This is a genomic window from Actinophytocola sp. (genome assembly GCF_036378875.1).
GTDB lineage: Bacteria > Actinomycetota > Actinomycetes > Mycobacteriales > Pseudonocardiaceae > Actinophytocola.
The window spans coordinates 28,915-49,154 of sequence record NZ_DASUVO010000115.1; the positions used below are offsets into that span (position 1 = coordinate 28,915).

Annotated in this window: 16 protein-coding genes; 13 read left to right on the plus strand and 3 right to left on the minus strand. The window is 69.9% G+C overall.

Going from position 1 to position 20,240, the window contains the following annotated elements:
• The first annotated feature begins 43 nt into the window (after positions 1 to 43).
• The 11 genes from VF106_RS33830 to VF106_RS33880 all read left to right on the plus strand — a co-directional run bounded on the left by VF106_RS33830 (position 44) and on the right by VF106_RS33880 (position 12,884).
• The gene (locus tag VF106_RS33830) at positions 44 to 1,060 is read left to right on the plus strand and encodes a LacI family DNA-binding transcriptional regulator (protein WP_330843991.1); all 1,017 of its coding nucleotides are present in this window, start codon (positions 44 to 46) and stop codon (positions 1,058 to 1,060) included.
• A complete protein-coding gene (locus VF106_RS33835; protein WP_330843992.1) occupies positions 1,057 to 1,965 on the plus strand; it encodes a carbohydrate ABC transporter permease in 909 nt (302 codons plus the stop codon). Before VF106_RS33830 ends, VF106_RS33835 begins: the two co-directional genes overlap by 4 nt.
• A 28-nt stretch (positions 1,966 to 1,993) precedes the next feature.
• Complete coding sequence (locus VF106_RS33840; protein WP_330843993.1) at positions 1,994 to 2,896, plus strand: carbohydrate ABC transporter permease; 903 nt, start codon at positions 1,994 to 1,996, stop codon at positions 2,894 to 2,896.
• Between the two features lie 20 nt (positions 2,897 to 2,916).
• Complete coding sequence (locus VF106_RS33845; protein WP_330843994.1) at positions 2,917 to 4,209, plus strand: ABC transporter substrate-binding protein; 1,293 nt, start codon at positions 2,917 to 2,919, stop codon at positions 4,207 to 4,209.
• Positions 4,210 to 4,228: 19 nt separating this feature from the next.
• Complete coding sequence (locus VF106_RS33850; RefSeq protein ID WP_330843995.1) at positions 4,229 to 5,371, plus strand: ADP-ribosylglycohydrolase family protein; 1,143 nt, start codon at positions 4,229 to 4,231, stop codon at positions 5,369 to 5,371.
• Positions 5,372 to 5,373: 2 nt separating this feature from the next.
• The gene (locus VF106_RS33855; protein ID WP_330843996.1) at positions 5,374 to 6,735 is read left to right on the plus strand and encodes an ADP-ribosylglycohydrolase family protein; all 1,362 of its coding nucleotides are present in this window, start codon (positions 5,374 to 5,376) and stop codon (positions 6,733 to 6,735) included.
• Positions 6,736 to 6,850: 115 nt separating this feature from the next.
• A complete protein-coding gene (locus VF106_RS33860) occupies positions 6,851 to 9,688 on the plus strand; it encodes a PfkB family carbohydrate kinase (protein ID WP_330843997.1) in 2,838 nt (945 codons plus the stop codon).
• A complete protein-coding gene (locus VF106_RS33865; protein WP_330843998.1) occupies positions 9,685 to 10,863 on the plus strand; it encodes a CaiB/BaiF CoA transferase family protein in 1,179 nt (392 codons plus the stop codon). The genes VF106_RS33860 and VF106_RS33865 overlap by 4 nt, the downstream gene beginning before the upstream one ends.
• On the plus strand, positions 10,860 to 11,666 hold the full coding sequence (locus VF106_RS33870) for an HpcH/HpaI aldolase/citrate lyase family protein (RefSeq protein ID WP_330843999.1): 807 nt from the start codon (positions 10,860 to 10,862) through the stop codon (positions 11,664 to 11,666). The genes VF106_RS33865 and VF106_RS33870 overlap by 4 nt, the downstream gene beginning before the upstream one ends.
• Positions 11,667 to 11,697: 31 nt before the next feature.
• Positions 11,698 to 11,913 (plus strand): hypothetical protein, encoded by a 216-nt coding sequence (locus VF106_RS33875; protein ID WP_330844000.1) that lies wholly within the window; start codon positions 11,698 to 11,700, stop codon positions 11,911 to 11,913.
• Positions 11,913 to 12,884 carry a hypothetical protein gene (locus VF106_RS33880; RefSeq protein WP_330844001.1) on the plus strand — a complete coding sequence of 324 codons (972 nt, stop codon included), beginning with the start codon at positions 11,913 to 11,915 and terminating at the stop codon, positions 12,882 to 12,884. The genes VF106_RS33875 and VF106_RS33880 overlap by 1 nt, the downstream gene beginning before the upstream one ends.
• A 726-nt stretch (positions 12,885 to 13,610) precedes the next feature.
• On the opposite strand, the gene VF106_RS33885 is transcribed toward VF106_RS33880, so the two are convergent.
• Entirely contained in the window at positions 13,611 to 14,642 is a 1,032-nt protein-coding gene (locus VF106_RS33885; RefSeq protein ID WP_330844002.1) for a coiled-coil domain-containing protein, read from the minus strand.
• Between the two features lie 158 nt (positions 14,643 to 14,800).
• The gene (locus VF106_RS33890; RefSeq protein WP_330844003.1) at positions 14,801 to 15,142 is read right to left on the minus strand and encodes a DUF3140 domain-containing protein; all 342 of its coding nucleotides are present in this window, start codon (positions 15,140 to 15,142) and stop codon (positions 14,801 to 14,803) included.
• 98 nt (positions 15,143 to 15,240) lie between these two features.
• Between VF106_RS33890 and VF106_RS33895 the strand changes: the two genes are divergently transcribed.
• Positions 15,241 to 16,221, plus strand: a complete 981-nt coding sequence (locus VF106_RS33895; RefSeq protein WP_330844004.1) for a LacI family DNA-binding transcriptional regulator — start codon at positions 15,241 to 15,243, stop codon at positions 16,219 to 16,221.
• A gap of 145 nt (positions 16,222 to 16,366) precedes the next feature.
• Complete coding sequence (locus tag VF106_RS33900) at positions 16,367 to 19,108, plus strand: AbfB domain-containing protein (protein WP_330844005.1); 2,742 nt, start codon at positions 16,367 to 16,369, stop codon at positions 19,106 to 19,108.
• A 55-nt stretch (positions 19,109 to 19,163) separates the two neighbouring features.
• On the opposite strand, the gene VF106_RS33905 is transcribed toward VF106_RS33900, so the two are convergent.
• Positions 19,164 to 20,240 (minus strand): LuxR C-terminal-related transcriptional regulator (locus VF106_RS33905; protein ID WP_330844007.1); only part of this gene is annotated, 1,077 nt, incomplete at its 5' end.

Genomic DNA, 20,240 nt, shown 5'->3' on the forward strand with positions numbered 1-20,240 from the left:
TACAGCCACTCACAGGGCACCTGCCAACGACGCGAGGAAACCCATGGCCGAGGCCAAGAAGTCAACGCTGGCGCTGGTCGCCGAGCGGGCCGGGGTGTCCATCGCGTCGGTGTCTCGAGTGATGAACGGGTTGCCGGCGTCGCAGCGGGTCACCGACCAGGTGCGGGCCGCGGCCGAGGAACTCGGCTACGTGCCCGACGCGTCGGCGCGATCGTTGAAGATCGGCAAAACCGAGCAGATCGCGCTGGCCGTCGCGGACGTCGGCAACCCGGTGTACGTCGCCATGATGCGGGAGATCTCGCGGGTCGTGACCAAGGCCGGCTACCGGCTGGTGCTGTCGTCGACCGGGAGCGACCCGGCCGACCAGATCGACCTGCTGGTGAGCCTGAACAAGGGCTACGCGGACGGGCTGATCATGAGCCCGCTGCGGGTCCCGGCGGAGTTGGGCGCCCAGCTGCGGTCGAGCCGCTTCCCCATCGTGATCATCGGGTCCCTGCCCCCCGGGGTCGAACTGGACAACGTACGGGCCGACTCGGTCACCGGCATGGCGCTGGCCGTGAACCACCTCGCCGAGCTGGGACGTGAGCGCATCGCGTTCGTCAACGGCCCGGTCGACACCGTGCCGGGGTCGGCCCGCCTCGGCGGCTACCTGAAGGCGCTGGCCGCCCTCGGCCTGCACCACAACGCGGACGCGCAGGTCAGCGCGAAGGACTTCACCTACAAGGCCGGCCTGAGGGCCGCCGCCACGCTCCTGGAACAGTCCACTCCGGACGCGATCGTGTGCGCGAACGACCTCCTGGCCGTCGCCGCGTTGAACGTGGCCACCCGTCGCGGCCTGCGGATCCCCGCCGACGTCGCGATCGTCGGGATGGACGACACGGACATCGCCGACCTCGCGAACCCGGCGATCACCAGCGTGGACCTCGGCGCGACCAAGCGCGCGAAGGCCGCGGCCAAGCTCCTGCTGCGGCGGCTCGCGAAACCGGACGCCCCGGTGCGGAAGATCGTCATCGAGCCGACCCTCACCGTCCGGGGGTCCACTGTGGAGCCTGACCGGTGACCGCCGTCGCCGCACCGGCACGCCGCCGGCGCAGGCGAGGCGACGGGCGGGACGCGTGGCTACTCGTACTGCCGGCGCTCGTGCCGGTCGTGCTCGTCAGCGTCTACCCGCTGGCGCAGGGCATCCTGCTCGGTTTCACCGACGCGCGTGCCGGTCTCAACCAGGCCGTGCACGTCAACGGCGTGGACAACTACACCCGGTTGCTGGGCAACGAACTGTTCTGGAGCTCGTTTCGCATCGGGCTGATCTGGGCGTTCGGCGTCACGATCCTGCAGTTCCTCGCCTCGCTCGGGCTCGCGCTGCTGCTCAACCTGAACCTGCGGCTGCGGTGGCTCGCCCGCACGCTCGCGCTCGTCCCGTGGGCCATGCCGCCCGTCGTCATCGCGATCATGTGGCGGATGATGCTCAACCCGACCTACGGGCCGGTGAACGACGCGATGCGGACGCTGGGGCTGCCAGGGGACATCAACTGGTTGGGCGACTTCTCGACCGCGCTGCCCGCCGTGATCGTCGTCGGTGTGTGGGCCGGCATGCCGCAGACCACGGTCACCCTGCTCGCCGGCCTGCAGAACGTGTCGCCCGAGTTGCACGAGGCCGCGGCCATCGACGGCGCGGGAGCATGGCAGCGGTTCTGGCACGTCACCATGCCCGCGCTGCGACCCGTGGCCGTCGCCATCACGTCGCTGGACCTGATCTGGAACTTCAACTCGTTCGCGCTGGTGTTCGTGCTCACGTCCGGTGGGCCGGGCGGTGAGACCATGCTGCCCGCGCTGTTCGCCTACAACGAGGCGTTCAAGTACGGCAACTTCGGCTACGCGGCGGCGATGGGCAACGTCATGGTGATCGTGATCGCCGCGTTCCTGTTCGTCTACCTGCGTGGCCAGGCAAGGAGCCGTGAGTCGTGACACGGAGCGCAGCTTGCGGAGCGAACAGATGACACAAACCCTCGCTCCGCCCAGCCCGCCGCGGCCGACCGTGCGCAAGGTGGCCGAGCCGCCGGCGCGCCGCACGAGAACGTTCACCAGGCCGCTGCAGTATCTCGCACTGTTGGGGTACATGGTCTTCCTCGGCTTCCCGCTGCTGTTCCTGCTGTCCACGTCACTGAAGACACCGCGCGAGCTGCGGTCGACGGACTCGTCGTTCCTCCCCGAGAAACTCAACTGGGACAACTTCGGCAACGCCGTCGAGAAGGCGAACCTGGCACAGGCGGCCGGAAACAGCCTCTACGTGGCAGCGCTCACCACGGTGATCGTCACCGTCATCTCGCTGCCCGCGGCCTACGCGCTGGCACGGTTCCGGACCAAGCTGCGGGGCGTCGCGACCGTCTGGATCCTGCTCAGCCAGGTGTTCCCGTTCATTCTCATCGTGATCCCGGTGTTCCTGGTGCTCAAGCAGGTCGGGCTCGTGAACAACCCGCTGGGACTGGTGCTGGTCTACACGGTCTGGTGCCTGCCGTTCGCGTTGTGGATGCTGCGTGGCTACGTGGCCGCGATCCCGGTCGACCTCGAGGAGGCGGGCGCGATCGACGGCGCGGGCCGGCTGCGGGTGCTGCGCTCGATCGTGCTGCCCCTGCTGGCGCCCGGGCTGGTGGCCACGAGCCTGTTCACGTTCATCTCGTCGTGGAACGAGTTCTTCTTCGCCCTGGTGCTGATCCAGGACCCAGGCCTGCAGACCCTGCCACTGACCCTCGCGCGGTTCTTCGGCGCCGAGGGACAGGTACAGCTCGGGCAGCTCGCGGCGGCCTCGCTGCTCGCGACCATCCCGAGCCTCGTGTTCTTCCTGATCATCCAGCGCCGGCTCACCTCCGGGCTGATGAGCGGCGCCGTCAAAGGCTGACGAGTTGAAGGAGAAAACCCATGAAGGGTAAGGCGTTACTCGGCATCGGTGCCGTGGCCGCCCTGGTGCTGTCGGGATGCGCGCTGAACGGCGGGGAAAGCTCGAACGAGGGCGAGTCGACCAGCGGTCCGGTGACGCTCACCTTCCAGAGCCTGGCGTACCAGGACTCCACGGTGGCCGCGGTGAAGGACATCGTGGACACGTGGAACTCCGACAACCCCGACATCCAGATCAAGCTCACGCAGGGCACGTGGGACAACGTGCACGACCAGCTCGTGACCCAGTTCCAGGGCGGCACGGCGCCGGACATCATCCATGACGAGTCCAGCGACATCATGGGCTTCGCCGAGCAGGGCTACCTCGCGGACATCGGCAAGTACCTCAGCGCCGACGTGAAGAGCGCTGTCAGCAAGGACGTCTGGGACACCGTGACCACGGCCGACGGCAAGGTCATCGCCGCGCCGACACTGCTCCAGACCTACGTGGTGTTCGCCAACACCGACGCGTTCACGACGGCCGGGGTCGAGGTCCCGTCCGGTAAGGAACTGTCCTGGGACGACTTCCAGGGCGTGGCGAAGCAGCTGACCGCGAACGGGAAGTTCGGCGTCGGCTGGGGTCTGAAGCAGCCGACCGCCGCGGTGATGAACACCGCGCTCGGCTTCGACGGCACGTTCTTCGACACGAAGGACGACGGCTCCGCGACGATCCATGTCGGCGACAACGAACTGGCCGTGCCGGAACGCATCCACGCCATGGCGTACGACGACAAGTCACTGGACCCGGTGTCGCTCACACAGTCCGGCACCGACGTGCTGCCCAACTTCCTCGGCGGCAAGTACGCGATGTACGTGGGCGGCAACTTCCTTGCCCAGCAGATCACCGAGTCGGCACCGACCGGTTTCAAGTGGACGGTGCTGCCGCCGCTCGCCGGTTCGGCCGGCGCGACGCAGGCGGCGAACCCGCAGACCATGTCGGTGTCGGCGCAGAGCAAGGCGCCCGCGCAGGCGGCGAAGTTCATCGACTACTTCTCCTCGGCGGAGAACCAGGCGAAGCTCGCGCAGGGTGACTGGCTGATCCCCGCGTCCAAGCCGGCGCGCGACGCGGTGGCGGCGGAGACGAAGAGCACTCCGGTGTGGACACCGATCCTCGCCAGCGGCGAGGACCTGGCCGGCGCGCCGTTCCAGAAGGCGAAGAACTATCCACAGTGGAAGGATCAGTTCGCGACTCCCGCGCTGCAGCAGTACCTCGCCAACTCGATCAGCCTTGACGACCTCAAGAAACAGCTGACCGACGGTTGGTCGTCGATCGGTTGACCACGAAGGGGGAATTCTCATGAACCTGCTCGAGGACAAGGCGACGGGCGCACTGTCCGGCGCCGCGGTGGCCGACGCGCTCGGCGGCGCGGCGGAGGGCAACTCACCGGAAGCCATCCGCGAGCGGTACAACGGGTTCATCGAGGGCGTCGTGCCGCCGTTCCTCCCGGACTGGCGGCACGCCCGCCCGATCGCGCCCTACCACAAGGGCGACGGGCACGTCACCGACGACACGCTGATGACCACGGCGCTCGTCGAGGTCTACGACCGCGTGCGTGACCACCTGGACGCGCACGCCATCGCCGACCACCTCGTGCCACTGCTTATCGGCGAGCGCCGGTGGATCCCGGAGCTCGAGACCGAGACGATCCTGCTCCAGCGGATCTTCCTGGCGGAGAAGTGGCTGGTCGCGCGTCTGCACTACGGTCACATCGACCCGCGCGAGGCGGGTGTGGGTAACATCGTCAACTGTGGCGCGGCCATGTATGCCGCCCCCATCGGCATCGCGAACGCGGGCTCACCGGCCGGCGCGTACGCCGAGGCCATCGACATCGCGGGAGCGCACCAGTCCAGCTACGGCCGTGAGGCGGCCGGTGTCTACGCGGCCTGCGTTGCGGAGGCCATGCGTCCTGGCGCGACGGTCTCCTCGGTGGTGGAAACCGCGCTGCGGCTGGCGAAGGACGGCACGCGGGACGCGATCGAGGCGGTGACGGCGGCGGCGAGCAAGCTCACCGACTGGCGCACGTCACTGGCCACGATCCGGGCGTCCGTTGAACCGTTCGACACGGTGGGGCCGAACTACCGGGCACCTGCCCGCGACGCCCGGATCCCGAGCCGCACCAAGTCAATCGAGGAGCTGCCGGTGGCCCTGGGCATGCTGGTGGTGGGCGGCGGCGACTACCGGGAAACGGTGCTGGGCGCGGTGAACTACGGCCGTGACTCGGACTCGATCGCGGTCATGGGCGGCTCGATCGCCGGCGCGCTCGGTGGGCGGGCGGCCGTGCCGTCCGACTGGGTCACGACGATCAGCGAGGCGAGCCGCATGGACATCACGGCGACGGGTCCGACCATGGCCGAGGTGGCGAAGGACGTCTGGGCCAAGGACCAGGAGCGCTTCGCCCAGCGCGCCTCGCTGTTCGGCTCACTGGTGGACGCCGCGTAACGATGCTCCGTCTCACGTGGACCCAGCCGGAGGACCTGGTGCCGCACGCACTGCGGGCGGCACTCCTGGACGGTGTGGACATCGACGACCTGGCGACGCGCTGGGTCGCGGCGGGCGGCACGCGCGTCGCGCCGGTGTCGGGCGCTTCCCCGGACCCGGCGCCGCCGGCTCTGCGCGCACTGGCTCGTGAGGTTCTGTCGCAACTCGACGAACGGGAGGCGCCGGAGGCGCTGCGCCGTGCGGAACCCGATGGTCTGGAAGAGATACTGACGCTCGCGCCGCCGGTCGATGCCGTCCCACCGCCGGCCGACGATCTCGCCGACCGTGTCCACGGCGCGTGGCTCGGCCGGGCCGCCGGCTGTCTGCTCGGCAAGCCTGTCGAGAAGATCCCCCGCGAGGGCATCGAGGCCATCGCCCGGAGTACCGGCAACTGGCCCATCTCCCGGTACTTCACCGAGATCGGTCTCGACGGCGAGGTCGCCGCCCGCTACCCGTGGAACCGGCGCAGCCGGCCCACCAGTCTCGCCGAGAACATCGACGGGATGCCCGAGGACGACGACCTCAACTACCCGCTCATCGCGCTCGACCTCCTCGAACGACACGGCGACGCGTTCACCACCGACGACGTCGCCAACTCGTGGCTGTCGAACCTGCCCGGCGGGCGGGTGTTCACGGCCGAGCGGATCGCCTACCGCAACCTCCTCCTCGGCCACGAACCCGAGGTCGCCGGCGCGGTCGGCAACCCGTTCCGCGACTGGATCGGCGCCCAGATCCGCACCGACGTCTACGGCTGGGCCCACCCCGGCGCCCCGATCACGGCGGCCCGTCTCGCATGGACGGACGCCCGGCTCTCCCACGGGCGCAACGGTGTCTACGGCGCGATGTTCGCGGCCGCCGCCTGCTCGGCCGCGGTGACGGCGGACGACGTGCGAACGGTGATCGAGACCGGACTTTCGGTCGTGCCCGCGGCGTCCCGCTTCACCGGGGCGATCCGCATGGGCGCGGAACTCGGCGCCACCGCGATGTCCACAGCGGACGCTCTGGACGCGATCCACGCCCGCTACGGCGAGTTGCACTGGGTGCACGTGCTCAACAACGCGGCCGTGTTGGCGTTCGCGCTCGTCCGCGGCGCGGGAAACTACAGCACGACGATCACCACGGCGGTCACCGGTGGCTGGGACACCGACTCCACGGCCGCCACGGCGGGCTCACTGGTGGGAGCGCTCACCGGCGCGAAGGCCCTGCCCGCCCAGTGGACCGACCCGCTGCGCAACCGGCTGGCCACGAGCGTGCCCGGCTTCGACGGCATCGGCTTCGACACCCTCGCCACCCGGACGTTAGCGCTCACCGGGCGGGCTCCATGAGCGGAGCTTGCGGAGCGAATCGTCGATGTCCAGGACGCCACCGAGCCCGCGGAGGGCGCCGGAGTAGCGGAGCCTGCGGAGCGTTCCGGCGCCACGCAGCGGGTGAGGTGGCGTCATGAGCATGGTGGTGGTTGGTAGCGGCAACGTCGATCTGGTCAGCCAGGTCGAGCGGATCCCGTCGCCCGGCGAGACCGTGCTGTCGACCGGGTTCGCCACTCATGCCGGCGGCAAGGGCAACAACCAGGCCACCGCGGCCGCGCGTGCCGGCGCCCACACCACGTTCGTCGGCGCGTTCGGCGACGACGACAACGGCAACCGTCTCCGCGCGAGCCTCGCGGAAAGCGGCGTGCACCCACTCGTTCGCACCTCGACCGAGCCCACCGGGACGGCACTCATCACGGTCGCGGCGAGCGGAGTGAACTCGATCGTGGTCAACGCGGGCGCGAACGCGACGCTGACCGGCCTCACCGCGGACGAGCGGCAGGCCGTCGCCGGCGCCAGGGTCGTCCTGCTGCAGCTGGAGGTCCCGCTCGACACGGTCATTGAGGCCGCTCAGGTCGCCACGGGCACCGTCGTGCTCAACGCCGCCCCCGCCCAGCCGCTCCCCCGCGACCTGCTCGACGCCGTCGACCTGCTGATCGTCAACGAGCACGAGGCCGCCCTCCTCGGTGGCGCGGACCATCTACTCACGGTCGTCCCGCGGCTCGTCGTCACGCTCGGCGGCAAGGGCGCGTCGATCCGCACCAGGGACACCAGCGTCGAGGTGCCGGGCATTCCCGTCGACGTCGTCGACACCACCGGAGCCGGCGACACCTTCTGCGGGGCGCTCGTCGCGAAGCTCGACGAGGGCGCCGAGCTGGAACCCGCGGTCCGGTTCGCTACCGCCGCGGCCGCGCTGTCGGTGGGCCGCGCCGGCGCGGTGCCCGCAATACCGACCAGGCGGCAGATCGACGACCTCCTGCGGCGCACCGACCCGGACGAGGCCAGCACGAACCTGCGCGACCCGCTGGTCCCCCGCCCGATCGACCTGCCCACCACCCTGCCTCTCGACGGCGAGCTGGATCCCGAGGTCGGCGACATCGCCAAGATCTTCGCGGCGCCCAGCGCCCCGGCGGACTGGCCGGCGTGGCGGGCGGCGCTGACTCGCTGGCGCGAGGAGGCACACCGTCGCCTCGCCTACCGCGGTTCCCAATACGACCGACCTGAGACCGCGTGGACGGCGTCCTGCTACAGCGTCGCCCTCGTGTGGTTGTGGGACGAGCGGCTGTTCGACCGCGCAGCCGGGCGGTTCGACGTCGCCGGCTTCCTCGAGCGGACCGCCGACCACGGCGGCTTCGACGGTGTGGTGCTGTGGCACGCCTACCCGGTCATCGGCATCGACGACCGCAACCAGTTCGACTTCTACCGGGACGTGCCTGGACTGCGGGACGTGGTCGCCGACTTCCAGGCCCGCGGCATCCGGGTGTTCCTCGACTACAACCCGTGGGACACCGGCACCCGACGCGCGCCGGGGGACGACGCCACCGAGCTGGCGCGGCTGGCCACCGAGCTTGGCACGGACGGGATGTTCCTCGACACCATGAAGGAGGGCGACTCCCGCCTGGTGTCGGCGCTGCTCACCAACTCCCCGCCGCAGGTGCTGGAAGGCGAGTCGCGGCTGCCGAACGCCCGGATCGAAGACCACCAGCTGAGCTGGGCGCAGTGGTTCGCCGACAGCACGGCACCCGGCGTCCAGCGGGCCCGCTGGTACGAGCGGCGACACATGACCCATGCGACCCGGCGCTGGAACCGCGACCACAGCGACGAACTGCAGTCGGCGTTCATGAACGGCACGGGGATGCTCGTGTGGGACGCGGTGTTCGGTGTCTGGGTCGGCTGGAACGAGCGCGACAAGGCAACGCTGCGCCGGATGCTGCGCGTGCAGCGAACGCTCACCTCACTGCTCGTCGCCGGTGAGTGGACGCCGCTCGTGGACGCCTCGGCCGAGGCGATCGCCGCCGGCGTGTACGCGTCGCGGTTCACCGGTCCTGGCCTGACGTTGTGGACGCTGGTGAACCGCGGCCACACCGACTTCACCGGGCACCCGCTCACCGCTGTGACAGGGGGCAGGCAGTGGTTCGACCTCGCCGCGGGACGGCGGCTCGGGCACGATGTGAACGCTCCCGCGATCACGGTGCCGGCACGCGGGGTAGCCGCCGTCCTCGCGGTGGAGGGAGCCGAGCCCGACTGGCTGGGCGACCTGCTCGACGCCGCCGCGGCGGACCCAGGAGGCGACAGCACGACGTTCCCCGCCCGCACCGCCCGGCGTGTGCACGTTCACCCGACCACCGCACGCCCGACCGTCCCGACCGTGCGCGTCGAGGGCGGACCACGCTCCCTGCTCATGACCTATCGGCGCCGCGAGACCGGCGGCTACCAGGGCGCGCCGTACATCGAGGAGTGGAAGCCGCTCCCGCCGCGCCTGCACGATCCGAGACGGGAGCTGTCAACGGTCACGCTCACCGACGTCGAGGTCGCGGCACACGAGGTGACCGGGCGGGAGTTCGCGGAGTTCCTGGCGGACACCGGCTACCGGCCGGCGTGCGAGAACCGGTTCGCGCCACCGGCCGGCGACGGACCGGTCACGATGGTGGGCCTCGACGACGCGCGTGCGTATGCGAGGTGGGCGGGCGCGCGGCTGCCGACGGAGTTCGAGTGGCAGGTCGCGGCAGGGCAACCCGGGTTCCGGCGGGCCACTCCCCTGGTCTGGAACTGGACGGAGAGCGAGCACACCGACGGGATCACCCGATTTGTCATGCTCAAGGGCGGCAGCGACCATCAGACGGTTGGATCGGAATGGTATGTCGACGGCGGTCCGCGCGACCCGTCGTTCAGCCTGAAGTTCCTGGTGCCGGGCCTCGGGGTTGAGCGTTCACCGTCGATCGGCTTCCGACTCGCGTGGGAGGTTCGATGACCGAACTGCCGCTCGCCGGTATCCGGGTGCTGGACGTGTCGACCCTGTTCGCCGGCCCACTGGCGGCGACGTTCCTCGGGGACTTCGGCGCCGACGTGATCAAGGTCGAACACCCGCGCAAACCGGACGCCGCCCGCAACCACGGCCCCGCGAAGGACGGCGTCAACCTGTGGTGGAAGACGCTGGGCCGCAACAAGCGCACGATCACCCTGGACCTCGGCAGAACGGACGGCGCCGAGCTGTTGTTGGCGCTCGCCGAGGAAGCGGACGTGCTGATCGAGAACTTCCGGCCGGGCACGCTGGAGCGCTGGGGCCTCGGTCCCGCACAGCTCCACAAGGCGAACCCTCGGCTGGTGATCGCGCGGGTCACGGCGTTCGGCCAATTCGGCCCGTACGCGGCGCGGCCCGGGTTCGGCACGCTGGCCGAGGCGATGAGCGGGTTCGCCGCGCTCACCGGCGCCCCGGACGGCCCGCCGACGCTGCCCCCGTTCGGTCTGGCCGACGGCATCGCGGCGCTCGCGACCTCCTACGCGGTCATGATCGGCCTGCGTACCGGCGTGGGCCAGGTGATCGACACGGCGATCATCGAGCCGATCCTGATGCTGCTCGGCGGCCAGATCACGGCGTACGACCAGCTGGGTGTGGTGCAGCCGAGGACGGGCAACCGCTCGGTGAACAACGCGCCCCGCAACGTCTACCGCACGCTCGACCGCCAGTGGCTCGCGGTGTCGACCAGCTCGCAGTCGATCGCGGAGCGCGTGATGCGTCTGGTGGGGCGCCCGGACGTGGTCGAGCAGCCGTGGTTCGCCTCAGGCCACGAGCGGGCACGGCACGCCGACGAGCTGGACGCGGCCGTGTCGGCGTGGATCGCGGCCCGGCCGGCAGACGAAGTGGTCGCCGAGTTCGAGAAGGCCCAGGCGGCGGTCGCGCGGGTCTATGACGTGCGCGGGGTCGTCGCGGATCCGCAGTACCAGGCGCTGGGCACGGTGCAGACGGTCCCGGACGACGAGCTAGGCCCGGTCAGGATGCAGAACGTGCTGTTCCGCATGTCGGCGACGCCGGGCCGCATCCGCTGGGCTGGCCGGCCGCACGGCGCGGACACCGAGGAGATCCTCGCGTCGATCGGCGTGACCCGGGAACAGGTGGCCGCTCTACGAGAGAGCGGGATCGTGTGAGCGTTCCTATTACCGGGCTTTACGTGCCCGGTGACCGGCCTGACCGCTTCGACAAGGCGGTCGCGACCGGCGCGGACCTGGTGATCCTCGACCTGGAGGACGCGGTGGCGCCGGACCGCAAGGCGTTCGCGAGAGACGCGGTCGCCACGTGGCTGGCACAGGCGAGGGTCGAATGCGTTCTCCAGGTGCGGGTGAACGCGCACAACGCCGAGGATCTGGCCGTGCTGCGCGAGCTGACAGGATTCGAGGTACGCCTGCCGAAGGTCGAGTCCCCGGCTCAGGTCGACGAGGTCGTGGCCGCGCTTCCGGGTGTCCCGGTCACCGCGTTGGTGGAGAGCGCGTTCGGTGTCGAGCACGCGACCGACCTGGCCGCCCACCCGGCGGTCACCCGGCTGGGCCTCGGCGAGTCGGACCTGGCGAGCGAGCTGGGCACGCGGACGGACGCGGTGCTGGACCACGCCCGGGTGCGTCTGCTGTACGCGGCACGTGCGGCCGGGCTGCCTTCACCCATGCTGTCGGCCTACCCGGCGATCAAGGACCTGGCGGGGCTGCGGGCGGACACTGTGCGTGGTCGTGATCTCGGTTGGGTGGGCCGGGTCGCGATTCACCCGACTCAGCTACCCGTCATCGCCGAGGTGTTCCTGCCGTCCGAGGAGGAACGCCGCTGGGCCACGGAAGTGCTGGCAGTGGGCTCGCGCGGGGTGTCGACGCTCGCGTCCGGCGAGATGGTGGACCCCGCGATGCTGGGCCGCGCGCGGGCCATTCTTGCCCGTTTCGAACAGAAATTTGCACACCGCAGGTGACCGTTCACGCCGCCCATGACAAAGTTCGGGTATGCGGGGTGACGTACGTGAGGTGTTGACGCACTGGCTGGGGGCCGACGTGCACGCGGTCGAGGAGCTGTCCGACGAGGCGCTGGAGGAGCTGCGCGCCGTGCTGGTGAGCGCGAAGGAACGCCAGGCGGCGTCGCTGCGGGCGGCGTCCGACGAGGCGTTGCGGCAGATGCCGCCGGTGCTGCGGGGCACGGTCAGCAAAATCCTGGGGCGCTGATGGGTGAGGATCTCGCCACCAGAGCGGAGCTGGTGAAGCTCGCCCGTGCGCTCGGCGCGTCCGCCGACGAGGTCGCGTTCGCGGCGGCCCTGCCGCACACGGCGATCCGCCGGCTGCGGGAACGCGCGGTCGGTGTTCTCTACGACGAGCACCGGTCGGCGTTCCGGCGCGTCGCCGCCATCACCAGGCTGCTGCCGACGGCGGTGAACGTACGCATCACGCTGCGGGCGTTCCCGCCGCTGCTGGCCGCCAGGGTGGCCGGCGAGATGCCCCCGGAGCGCGCGGCGGAGCTGGCCAACCGGATGCCGGTGGACTACCTGGCGGAGGCGTGCCTGCACCTGGACCCGCGCCGCGCGACGGCGCTCGTGCAGCTGGTGCGGCCGGACAGCGTGCTGGCGATCGTGCGTGCGCTGGTCGACCGCGGCGAGTTCATCACCCTGGGCCGCCTGCTGGACTCGGCCACCGCGTCACTCGTCCGGGACGTGGCCGCGACCGTGCCGACGGACGCCCTGCTGCGGATCGGCTTCTACGCGGAGTCGGACGAACAGCTCACCCACGCGGTGGCCCTCCTCCCACCGGCCCGAATGCGCGCGATCGTCCGCGACGCACTCTCCGGCCCACCCGAACTGCGAGCGGCGGGCCTGCGCCTGGTTGGCCGCCTGACGGACGACGAACTTCGCGGCCGCCTAGCCGAATACGCGACGGAGTCGACCGACGAGACGCTGATTTCGATACTGCAGACCGCCATCGACACCGGCGCGGTGCGGGAACTGCTGGTCGCGGTGGCCGCCATGGGCGAACCGGCCCAGCGCCGGGTGCTCGCACTGTCCGCGCTCGCGGAGCCCCGCACGCTCGGCCACCTGGTCCGCGGGGTGGAGCGGCACAACCTGTGGCTGCGCATGGCCCCGACGATCACTCTGATGGACCCGGACCTACGCCGCCGCTTCGCCGAAGCGGCCAACCTCGGGTAGGTCCCGCTGAAAGCGACGCGCGCCGAGGCGGCCGGTCACGTCTCGGCTACCGAGGCCCGGCACCTCTCGCGGCTCCGGGATCATTGTCTTTCCGGCGGATCCGGCTCACCTTCCGCGGCCACCGGCTGAAGTCCGATCGGCTCAGGCGCCGCACACATCCGCGCCGCCATCCCACAGCTCCTGCATCGGACCGACCTCACGCATGGCCACACCGACCCGACAGTCGCGCGGGACGCCGTGCTCGACCGGCTCGGCATCCCGCCGGTGCTGCTGTCGACGGCGACGTTCGACCCGGTCTTCGACTCGACCGAGACCCGCAAGGCGCTCGCCGGCTCCGGTGTTCACATCCTCAACCGCCGCTACCACCCGCGGTGCCGAGCCGGCCAGCCTCGGGTAGGGCGATCCTTCTCGCCCACCGAGCCTCCACCTTTCGCGGCCCCTGGACAGACTCACGCATGGCCACACCGATCCGACAGTTCACATCCTCAATCGCCGCCACCACCCGCGGTGCCGAGCCGGCCAGCCTCGGGTAGGTCGACCCTTCTCGCCCACCGAAGCCTGCACCTTTCGCAGCCCCTGGACCGACCTCACGCATGGCCACACCGAGAGTTCGCATTCTCCGTCGCCACCCGGCTTCGCCGACCCGGCCAGCCTCGGGTAGGGCAGCGCTTCTCGCCTACCGAAGCTACCGCCTCCCACCGCGAAGCGCGGCCGACCTCGGACAGCTCACGTCTCGGCTACCGAGGCCTGCACCTCTCGTGGTCCCCTCGACAAGCGCGGTTCCGGGATCGCCGTCCGTCTCGCGGGTTCCGCCTCCCCTTCGGCGGCCACCGGCTGCAGCAACGGCCCCGCATCTCCCAGCAGCTCGCGCGCCGCGGTCAACCGCTCCGCCATCCGCCCACGCAGCTCACGCAAACGACCGACCTCCCGGGTGGCCGCCGTGATCCGGCAGTGCGCGTCCTCCTTCGCCGCCGCCACTCGCTGTTCCGCCTCGGCCGTGCCGTCGCGGACCAGCCGTTCCGCCTGCTCGGTGGCCTCCCGCACCTGCCGTTCCGCCTGCTCGGTGGCCTCCCGTACCTGCCGTTCGGCTTGCTCGGTGGCCTCCCGTACCAGGCGCTCGGCCTCGGTCTCCGCGGTGACGCGTTGTTCCGCCAGCTCCCGCATGGCCTCCGCGCGTCGGCGGGCCATGGCGATCTCGAAGTCCGACTCGACCCTCTCCCGGCGCCGGGCGGCCTGTGCGTCCAGCTCGGTGCGGCGGCGGTCGGCCTCGGTGGTCATCCGCGTCGCGTCGGCACGCGCCTGTTGCAGCAACGTGCGGTGTTCGATCTCCGTCTCGCGGCGGGCGCGGTCCATCTCGGCGAGCGCGCCGGCGTAGCGAGCCCGTAGCCGGCCGGCCGCTTCCTCCGCGACGGCCCAGCTGTGCTCGGCGGCCGCCTGCGCCCGCGCGGTGATCTCCGCGGCTTCCTCCTTGGCCAGCTCCACCATCCGCCGCAGCCGAGGCGGCACCGCCTCGGGGGACACCGGCGTGCGGGACATCTCGTCGACCTGCCGGGCAAGCCGGGCGTTCTGCGCACGCAGCTGCTCGACCTCCCTCGCCAGCGACGCGGCGAGCCCGGCGTTCGCGTCCCGGTCGGCGCTGACGAGCCGCAGCTCGTCCTCGACGGCACGCACGTACGCCCGCACCTGTCCTCGCCGGTAACCACGGAGCACGACGTCGAAGTCCGTGCGCAACGGCACCAGTTCCTGGACGTCACTCACCCGGCCATCACAACCTTTCGCCACAGGGCAAACCAGGGCGTTCGTCCATTATGGACAGTGCACGGTCGAACACCTTCTTGCTCCACCTTTACCAGCCATCACCGCAGGCAGTAAAGGCCCTTCGCGGCCAGAGTCGATCTCCGGGCGACGAACGGTGGTCAGTCCTCCGCCGGTTTCAGCGGATCGTGCCCCAGTGACATCAGGCGGTGGCGCCAGTGCGCCTCGCCCTGAGTGGGCTCCAGGTCGTCCCGGCGTTCGGCGTGGACGCGCTCCACCACGTTGCGCATGACGCGAACGTCGTCGGGGTTCAGGTCGGTCTTCCGCTTGCCCAGGATCGACAGCACGTGCTGCCCGGTGGCGGTGCCGGCCTGGTCGGGCAGTTCCTCGGTCTCGTCGTCGGCGGACCGCACGCGAAGCCACTCGGAAAGCTCCCGCGACGACATGTTCACCACGCGATGGAACTCGTTCCACAGATCCTCGTCGACAGCTGTGTGTGCCAACCGTCTCGCCTCCTCCCGTGTCACTAGCGGGCTACCCGGAGTGCGCTACGCCAAACGGCGGGGTTTACATCGTTGGCACAACGTTGTAAAAGCAGTACATGGCCACGTTGAAGGACGTCGCGGTGCTCGCCGGCGTGTCCGTCAAGACGGTGTCGAACGTGGTCAACGGGTACGGCTTCGTGAAGCCGGAGAACCGCCGCCGCGTGGAGGACGCACTCTCCGCGACCGGCTACCGGCCCAACATCGGCGCCCGCAACCTGCGTCGAGGGCGCACGGGGTTCATCGCGCTCGTGGTGCCGGAGCTGTCCATCCCCTATTTCGGTGAGCTGGCCGGCGGCATCATCGCGGCGGCGGCCGAGCACGACTGGAACGTGCTCATCGAGCAGACCCAGGGCGACCGGGACCGCGAACGCGAGACGATCGCCGCGCTCGGCCCGCACATGGTCGACGGGGCGATCATCTCCCCGCAGGCCGTCGAGACCGCCGACGTCGCCCTGCCGAGGGTGCCCGCGGTGCTGCTCGGCGAGCACCCGCTCGCGCTGCCGCTCGACCACGTCGGCATCGACAACGTCACCGCCGCCCACACCGCGACCCGGCACCTGATCGACGCGGGTCGCCGCCGGATCGCCGTGATCGGCCAGCATCCGACGCGTGGCACGGCCGTCCAGCGACTCGCCGGCTACCGGCAGGCCCTGCGGGAGGCGGGGCTACCCGAGATCGTCGCGCCGGCCCTGCGATACCACCATCATGACGGCGCCGAGGCCATGGCCGCACTGCTGGCGGAAGGCGATCCGCCCGACGCGGTCTTCTGCTTCAACGACATGCTCGCCTTCGGCGCGATCCGCGCGGCGGTGGACCACGGCCTCTCGGTCCCGCACGACATCGCCGTCGTCGGGTTCGACAACACCGAGCACAGCGCCTACAGCGTGCCGGCGCTGACCACCATCGCGCCGGACAAGGCGGCGCTCGCGAAGGCGGCGGTCGACCTCGTGCGCCGCCGCGCCGGCGGCGACACCGACCTCCCACCCCAACATGTCCAGATCCCGTTCGTCTTGGAGGTGAGGGAAAGCACCCGGTAACCGCACCAGGAACCCCTGCCCTGGAGCAAGAAATGCCAGTACACCGGCGTACTTTTCTCGTGCTTACCGCGTTTACGCGCGGGGCACCCTCCTGCCATGCCCCGGCTTCCTCGGCGCGCTCGCGACAACCCCTGCAGGAGTGATCATGCTCAGACGGATTCTCGGCGCAGCAACGAGTCTCCTCATCGCGGCCGCCACGGTCGCCACGGTCGCCACGGCGGAACCGGCCACGAGGGCCGCGATGTGGCAACCGACGGCGCCACCGCTCACCACCCCGTGGACCAGCCAGGTCTCCCCCACCAACGCCCTGCCGGAGTATCCGCGTCCCCAGATGGTCCGCTCGGAGTGGCAGAACCTCAACGGCCAGTGGGAGTTCAGCGGGGCCTCGAACATCAACACCCCGCCCGTCGGGCAGACCCTTCCCGAGACCGTGCTCGTGCCGTACCCGATCGAGTCGGGGCTCTCGGGCGTCCAACGCCACCACGACCACATGTTCTATCGCAGGACCTTCTCCGTACCGTCCACATGGGATGGTCGAAGGGTGCTGCTGAACTTCGGCGCGGTCACCTGGGAGACCAGGGTGTGGGTAAACGGCACCCAGGTCGGCACACACACCGGCGGCTTCGACGCGTTCTCGTTCGACATCACCAACGCCCTGCGGACAGGCGCGAACGAGATCATCGTCGGCGCGTACTCACCGGTCGACGGCAACCGCTTCCCGATCGGCAAGCAACGCCGCGACCCCAGCGGCATCTGGTACACGGCGGCGTCGGGCATCTGGCAGACGGTGTGGCTGGAACCGGTGTCCCCCAACCACATCACGCGGCTGGACACCACCCCTGACGTCTCCGCGGGCGTGCTCGACCTGGTGGTGCAGGGCACTGCCGGGCAGCCGGTCCGCGCGGAGGTGACCGCCGGCGGGATCGTGGTCGGCTCGGCCACCGGCACCATCGGCTCACACCTGCGGATCCCGGTTCCGAACGCGCGGCTGTGGTCCCCGAGCGACCCGTTCCTGTACGACCTGCGGGTCACGATGCTCACCGACGTGGTGACGGGCTACTTCGGCATGCGCTCGCTCGGCAAGGCCGTCGTGGGCGGGGTCATGCGGCCGCTGCTGAACGGGAAGTTCGTGTTCCAACTCGGCACGCTCGACCAGGGTTACTGGCCGGACGGGATCTACACGGCGCCGACGGACGAAGCGCTGCGGTTCGACCTGGAACGCCAGAAGGCGTTGGGGTTCAACATGGTCCGCAAGCACATCAAGGTCGAGCCCGCCCGGTGGTACTACTGGGCGGACCGGCTGGGCCTGATGGTGTGGCAGGACATGCCGTCACTGGAGGCGGTCAACGCCACCCCGGTGGCGAGCCACGCGAACTTCGAGCAGGAACTGCGGCGCATGCTCGACCAGCTGAAGGGGATCACGTCGATCGTGCATTGGGTCCCGTTCAACGAGGGCTGGGGAGAGTACGACAACGCGCGGATCACCGACCTGGTGCGGTCAATCGACTCGACGCGCCTGATCAACCACAACTCGGGTTCGAACTGCTGTTTGTCCGACCCCATGGCCAACAACGGTGACGTGATCGACGACCACGCCTACCAGATGTCCGGCGGCACCCGCCAACCGGACGCGACACGGATCGCGGTGCTCGGCGAGTACGGCGGCCTCGGCCGGCGGGTGAGCGGGAGCGAATGGCAGCCGGGCAACGGTTTCGGCTACGGCGATCTCTATCCCAACGAGGAGTACCTGACCAACCGGTACGTCACGATCACGGCGGAGGTCGCCCGTTTCGTGCAGACCCGCGGCCTGTCCGCGTCGGTGTACACCGAACCGTACGACGTGGAGAACGAGGTCAACGGCTTCTACACCTATGACCGCCGCGTGCCGAAGATGACGGCGTCGCGCGTGCTGGCGGTGAACCAGCGGGTGCTGGCGGCGGCGTCGGGCACGGAGGTCCCGCGCGGCGAACTGGTGTCCCTGCGGGTGACGACACCGGGCTTCACGAACCGCTACCTGCGGCACCAGGACAGCCTGGCGAGGACGGACGTGGACAACGGCACGGACGTGCTGAAGCAGGACGCGACCTACTGGGTGCGGCCGGGGCTGGCGAGCGCCACGTGTCTGTCGTTCGAGTCGAGGAACTTCCCAGGCAGGTACCTGAGGCACGCGAACAGCCGTATTCGCATCGACGCGAACGACGGCACAGCGGCATTCGCGGGCGACGCGACATTCTGCGCCAGGGCGGGCTGGGGCGCCACGGCGCTGGAGTCGTTCAACTCGCCGGGCGCCTTCATCCGCCACCACCTGGAGGCGGTGTACCTGGCGAGACAGGGCGGCCCGAACCCGTGGGACACGGGAACGTCGTTCACGGAGGACACCACCTGGGCGGCGACGATCCCGCTGTGGCGCAGTGCCGCCGACCTGCCACGGGACCAGGCGCGCTCGTTCCAGGTGACCACACCGGGCTTCACGAACCGGTACCTACGACACCGCGACAGCCTGGCCAGAACGGATGTCATCACCTCGGCGAGTGATCCACTGTCCAAAGCAGACGGAACGTTCTTGGTCCGCCGCGGCCTCGCAGACCCGAGCTGCTACTCACTGGAGGCCCGCAACGTCCCCGGCAGCTACCTGAGACATGCGGACTTCCGGGTCACCCTGTCCCCGAACAACAACACAGACCTGTTCCGCCGCGACGCGACCTTCTGCGCCCAACCAGGCACGGGAGGCGTACGCCTGGAGTCGCTCAACGAACTGGGCACGAACGCCCGCCACTTCGCTGAAGAAGTATGGGTCTCCGCGAACGGCGGCGCCCACGTGTACGACAACCCAACCAGTTACGCGGAGGACGTGAGCTGGGCGGTAACCAACCCCTGGGCTCCGTAACCAAATTCCCGTGGCGGCCGCCCTCCCGCAGACGGCCGCCACGGTCCCCTCCCCACTAGGTGGCTCTGCTCCCCCGCACGATGTCCACACGGGACCGCACTTCGAGCTTGGTGAGAATGTGCGAGACATGCGACTCGACCGTACGCGTGGAGAGCACGAGCCGCTCGGCGATCTGCCGGTTCGACAACCCGTCAGCCACCAACGCGGCGACCTTCGCCTCACTGGGCGTGAGACTGTCCCACCCGACCTGAACCCGCCGATGCTTGTTCCGCGGCCCCCGCCGAATCCCCAACTGCCGGAACACCGCCCGCAGCCGAGCAAGATCCCAACTGGCCCCGAGCCGCTCGTAGATATCGTCAGCCCGCACGAACGCCGACCGCGCCGACCCCCGATCCCCCTGCCCAGCAAGGTTGACCGCCGCCGCCTCCAACGCCTTCGCCTGCCACAAAGGCCGCCCAGCCTCCCCATACTGCTCAGCGGCAAGCAACAACAGCGAAGAACTACCACTCAACAACCCACGACAGTAGGCGACAGTCCCCAACCGATGCGGCACCCCCGACCGCTGCGCCAACGTAGCCGCCTGCGCCGCGACCTCGTTCAGCACGCCGATCTCCCCCGTCAACGCCGCCAACCGCGCCGCCTCCGGCAGAAGATCCTCCATCTCGTCCAGTTCCTCGGCGCGCCCCTCGCCCCATACCTCCAGTACGGAGAGCGCTTGATCCAACTCTCCTGCGACCTCTTGCTCGAGACTGCGAGCGAGCACGAGCGAAGAGACCACTCGCGTGCCGATCTGCTCCGCACTCGCCGCCGCGGCATCCAGGTGCCGTCGAGCTGTAGTCGCGTCGCTGTGGTGAAACGCGATCATCGCAGCGAACCCACGGTCACAGCACGTGGTGCCGGGATCCTTCACATCGTCAGCCAACGCCTCGATCTCTTCTTGCGCGGCAGCCCATTGCCCAGCTTCGAACAACAGCTCTCCCAAAGCACTTCGCGCCTGCGCCAGCCGAACCATGCTGCCAGCGTGGTCGGCCAGTTGCCGAACCTGGGTCGCCGTACTCACCGCCTCGTCATGCCGGTCGAGATCACCCAGCGCCACTGATTGGTTAATCTGTAGAAGCAACTTCAGATCCGT

What these genes read in the sequence shown, in the direction of transcription:
- VF106_RS33860 (WP_330843997.1), top strand. Translation starts at nt 6,851, where the DNA reads ATGAGCATGGTGGTGGTTGGTAGCGGCAACGTCGATCTGGTCAGCCAG.
- VF106_RS33855 (WP_330843996.1), top strand. Translation starts at nt 5,374, where the DNA reads ATGCTCCGTCTCACGTGGACCCAGCCGGAGGACCTGGTGCCGCACGCA.
- VF106_RS33895 (WP_330844004.1), top strand. Translation starts at nt 15,241, where the DNA reads ATGGCCACGTTGAAGGACGTCGCGGTGCTCGCCGGCGTGTCCGTCAAG.
- VF106_RS33840 (WP_330843993.1), top strand. Translation starts at nt 1,994, where the DNA reads ATGACACAAACCCTCGCTCCGCCCAGCCCGCCGCGGCCGACCGTGCGC.
- VF106_RS33850 (WP_330843995.1), top strand. Translation starts at nt 4,229, where the DNA reads ATGAACCTGCTCGAGGACAAGGCGACGGGCGCACTGTCCGGCGCCGCG.
- VF106_RS33875 (WP_330844000.1), top strand. Translation starts at nt 11,698, where the DNA reads ATGCGGGGTGACGTACGTGAGGTGTTGACGCACTGGCTGGGGGCCGAC.
- VF106_RS33830 (WP_330843991.1), top strand. Translation starts at nt 44, where the DNA reads ATGGCCGAGGCCAAGAAGTCAACGCTGGCGCTGGTCGCCGAGCGGGCC.
- VF106_RS33865 (WP_330843998.1), top strand. Translation starts at nt 9,685, where the DNA reads ATGACCGAACTGCCGCTCGCCGGTATCCGGGTGCTGGACGTGTCGACC.
- VF106_RS33900 (WP_330844005.1), top strand. Translation starts at nt 16,367, where the DNA reads ATGCTCAGACGGATTCTCGGCGCAGCAACGAGTCTCCTCATCGCGGCC.
- VF106_RS33845 (WP_330843994.1), top strand. Translation starts at nt 2,917, where the DNA reads ATGAAGGGTAAGGCGTTACTCGGCATCGGTGCCGTGGCCGCCCTGGTG.
- VF106_RS33880 (WP_330844001.1), top strand. Translation starts at nt 11,913, where the DNA reads ATGGGTGAGGATCTCGCCACCAGAGCGGAGCTGGTGAAGCTCGCCCGT.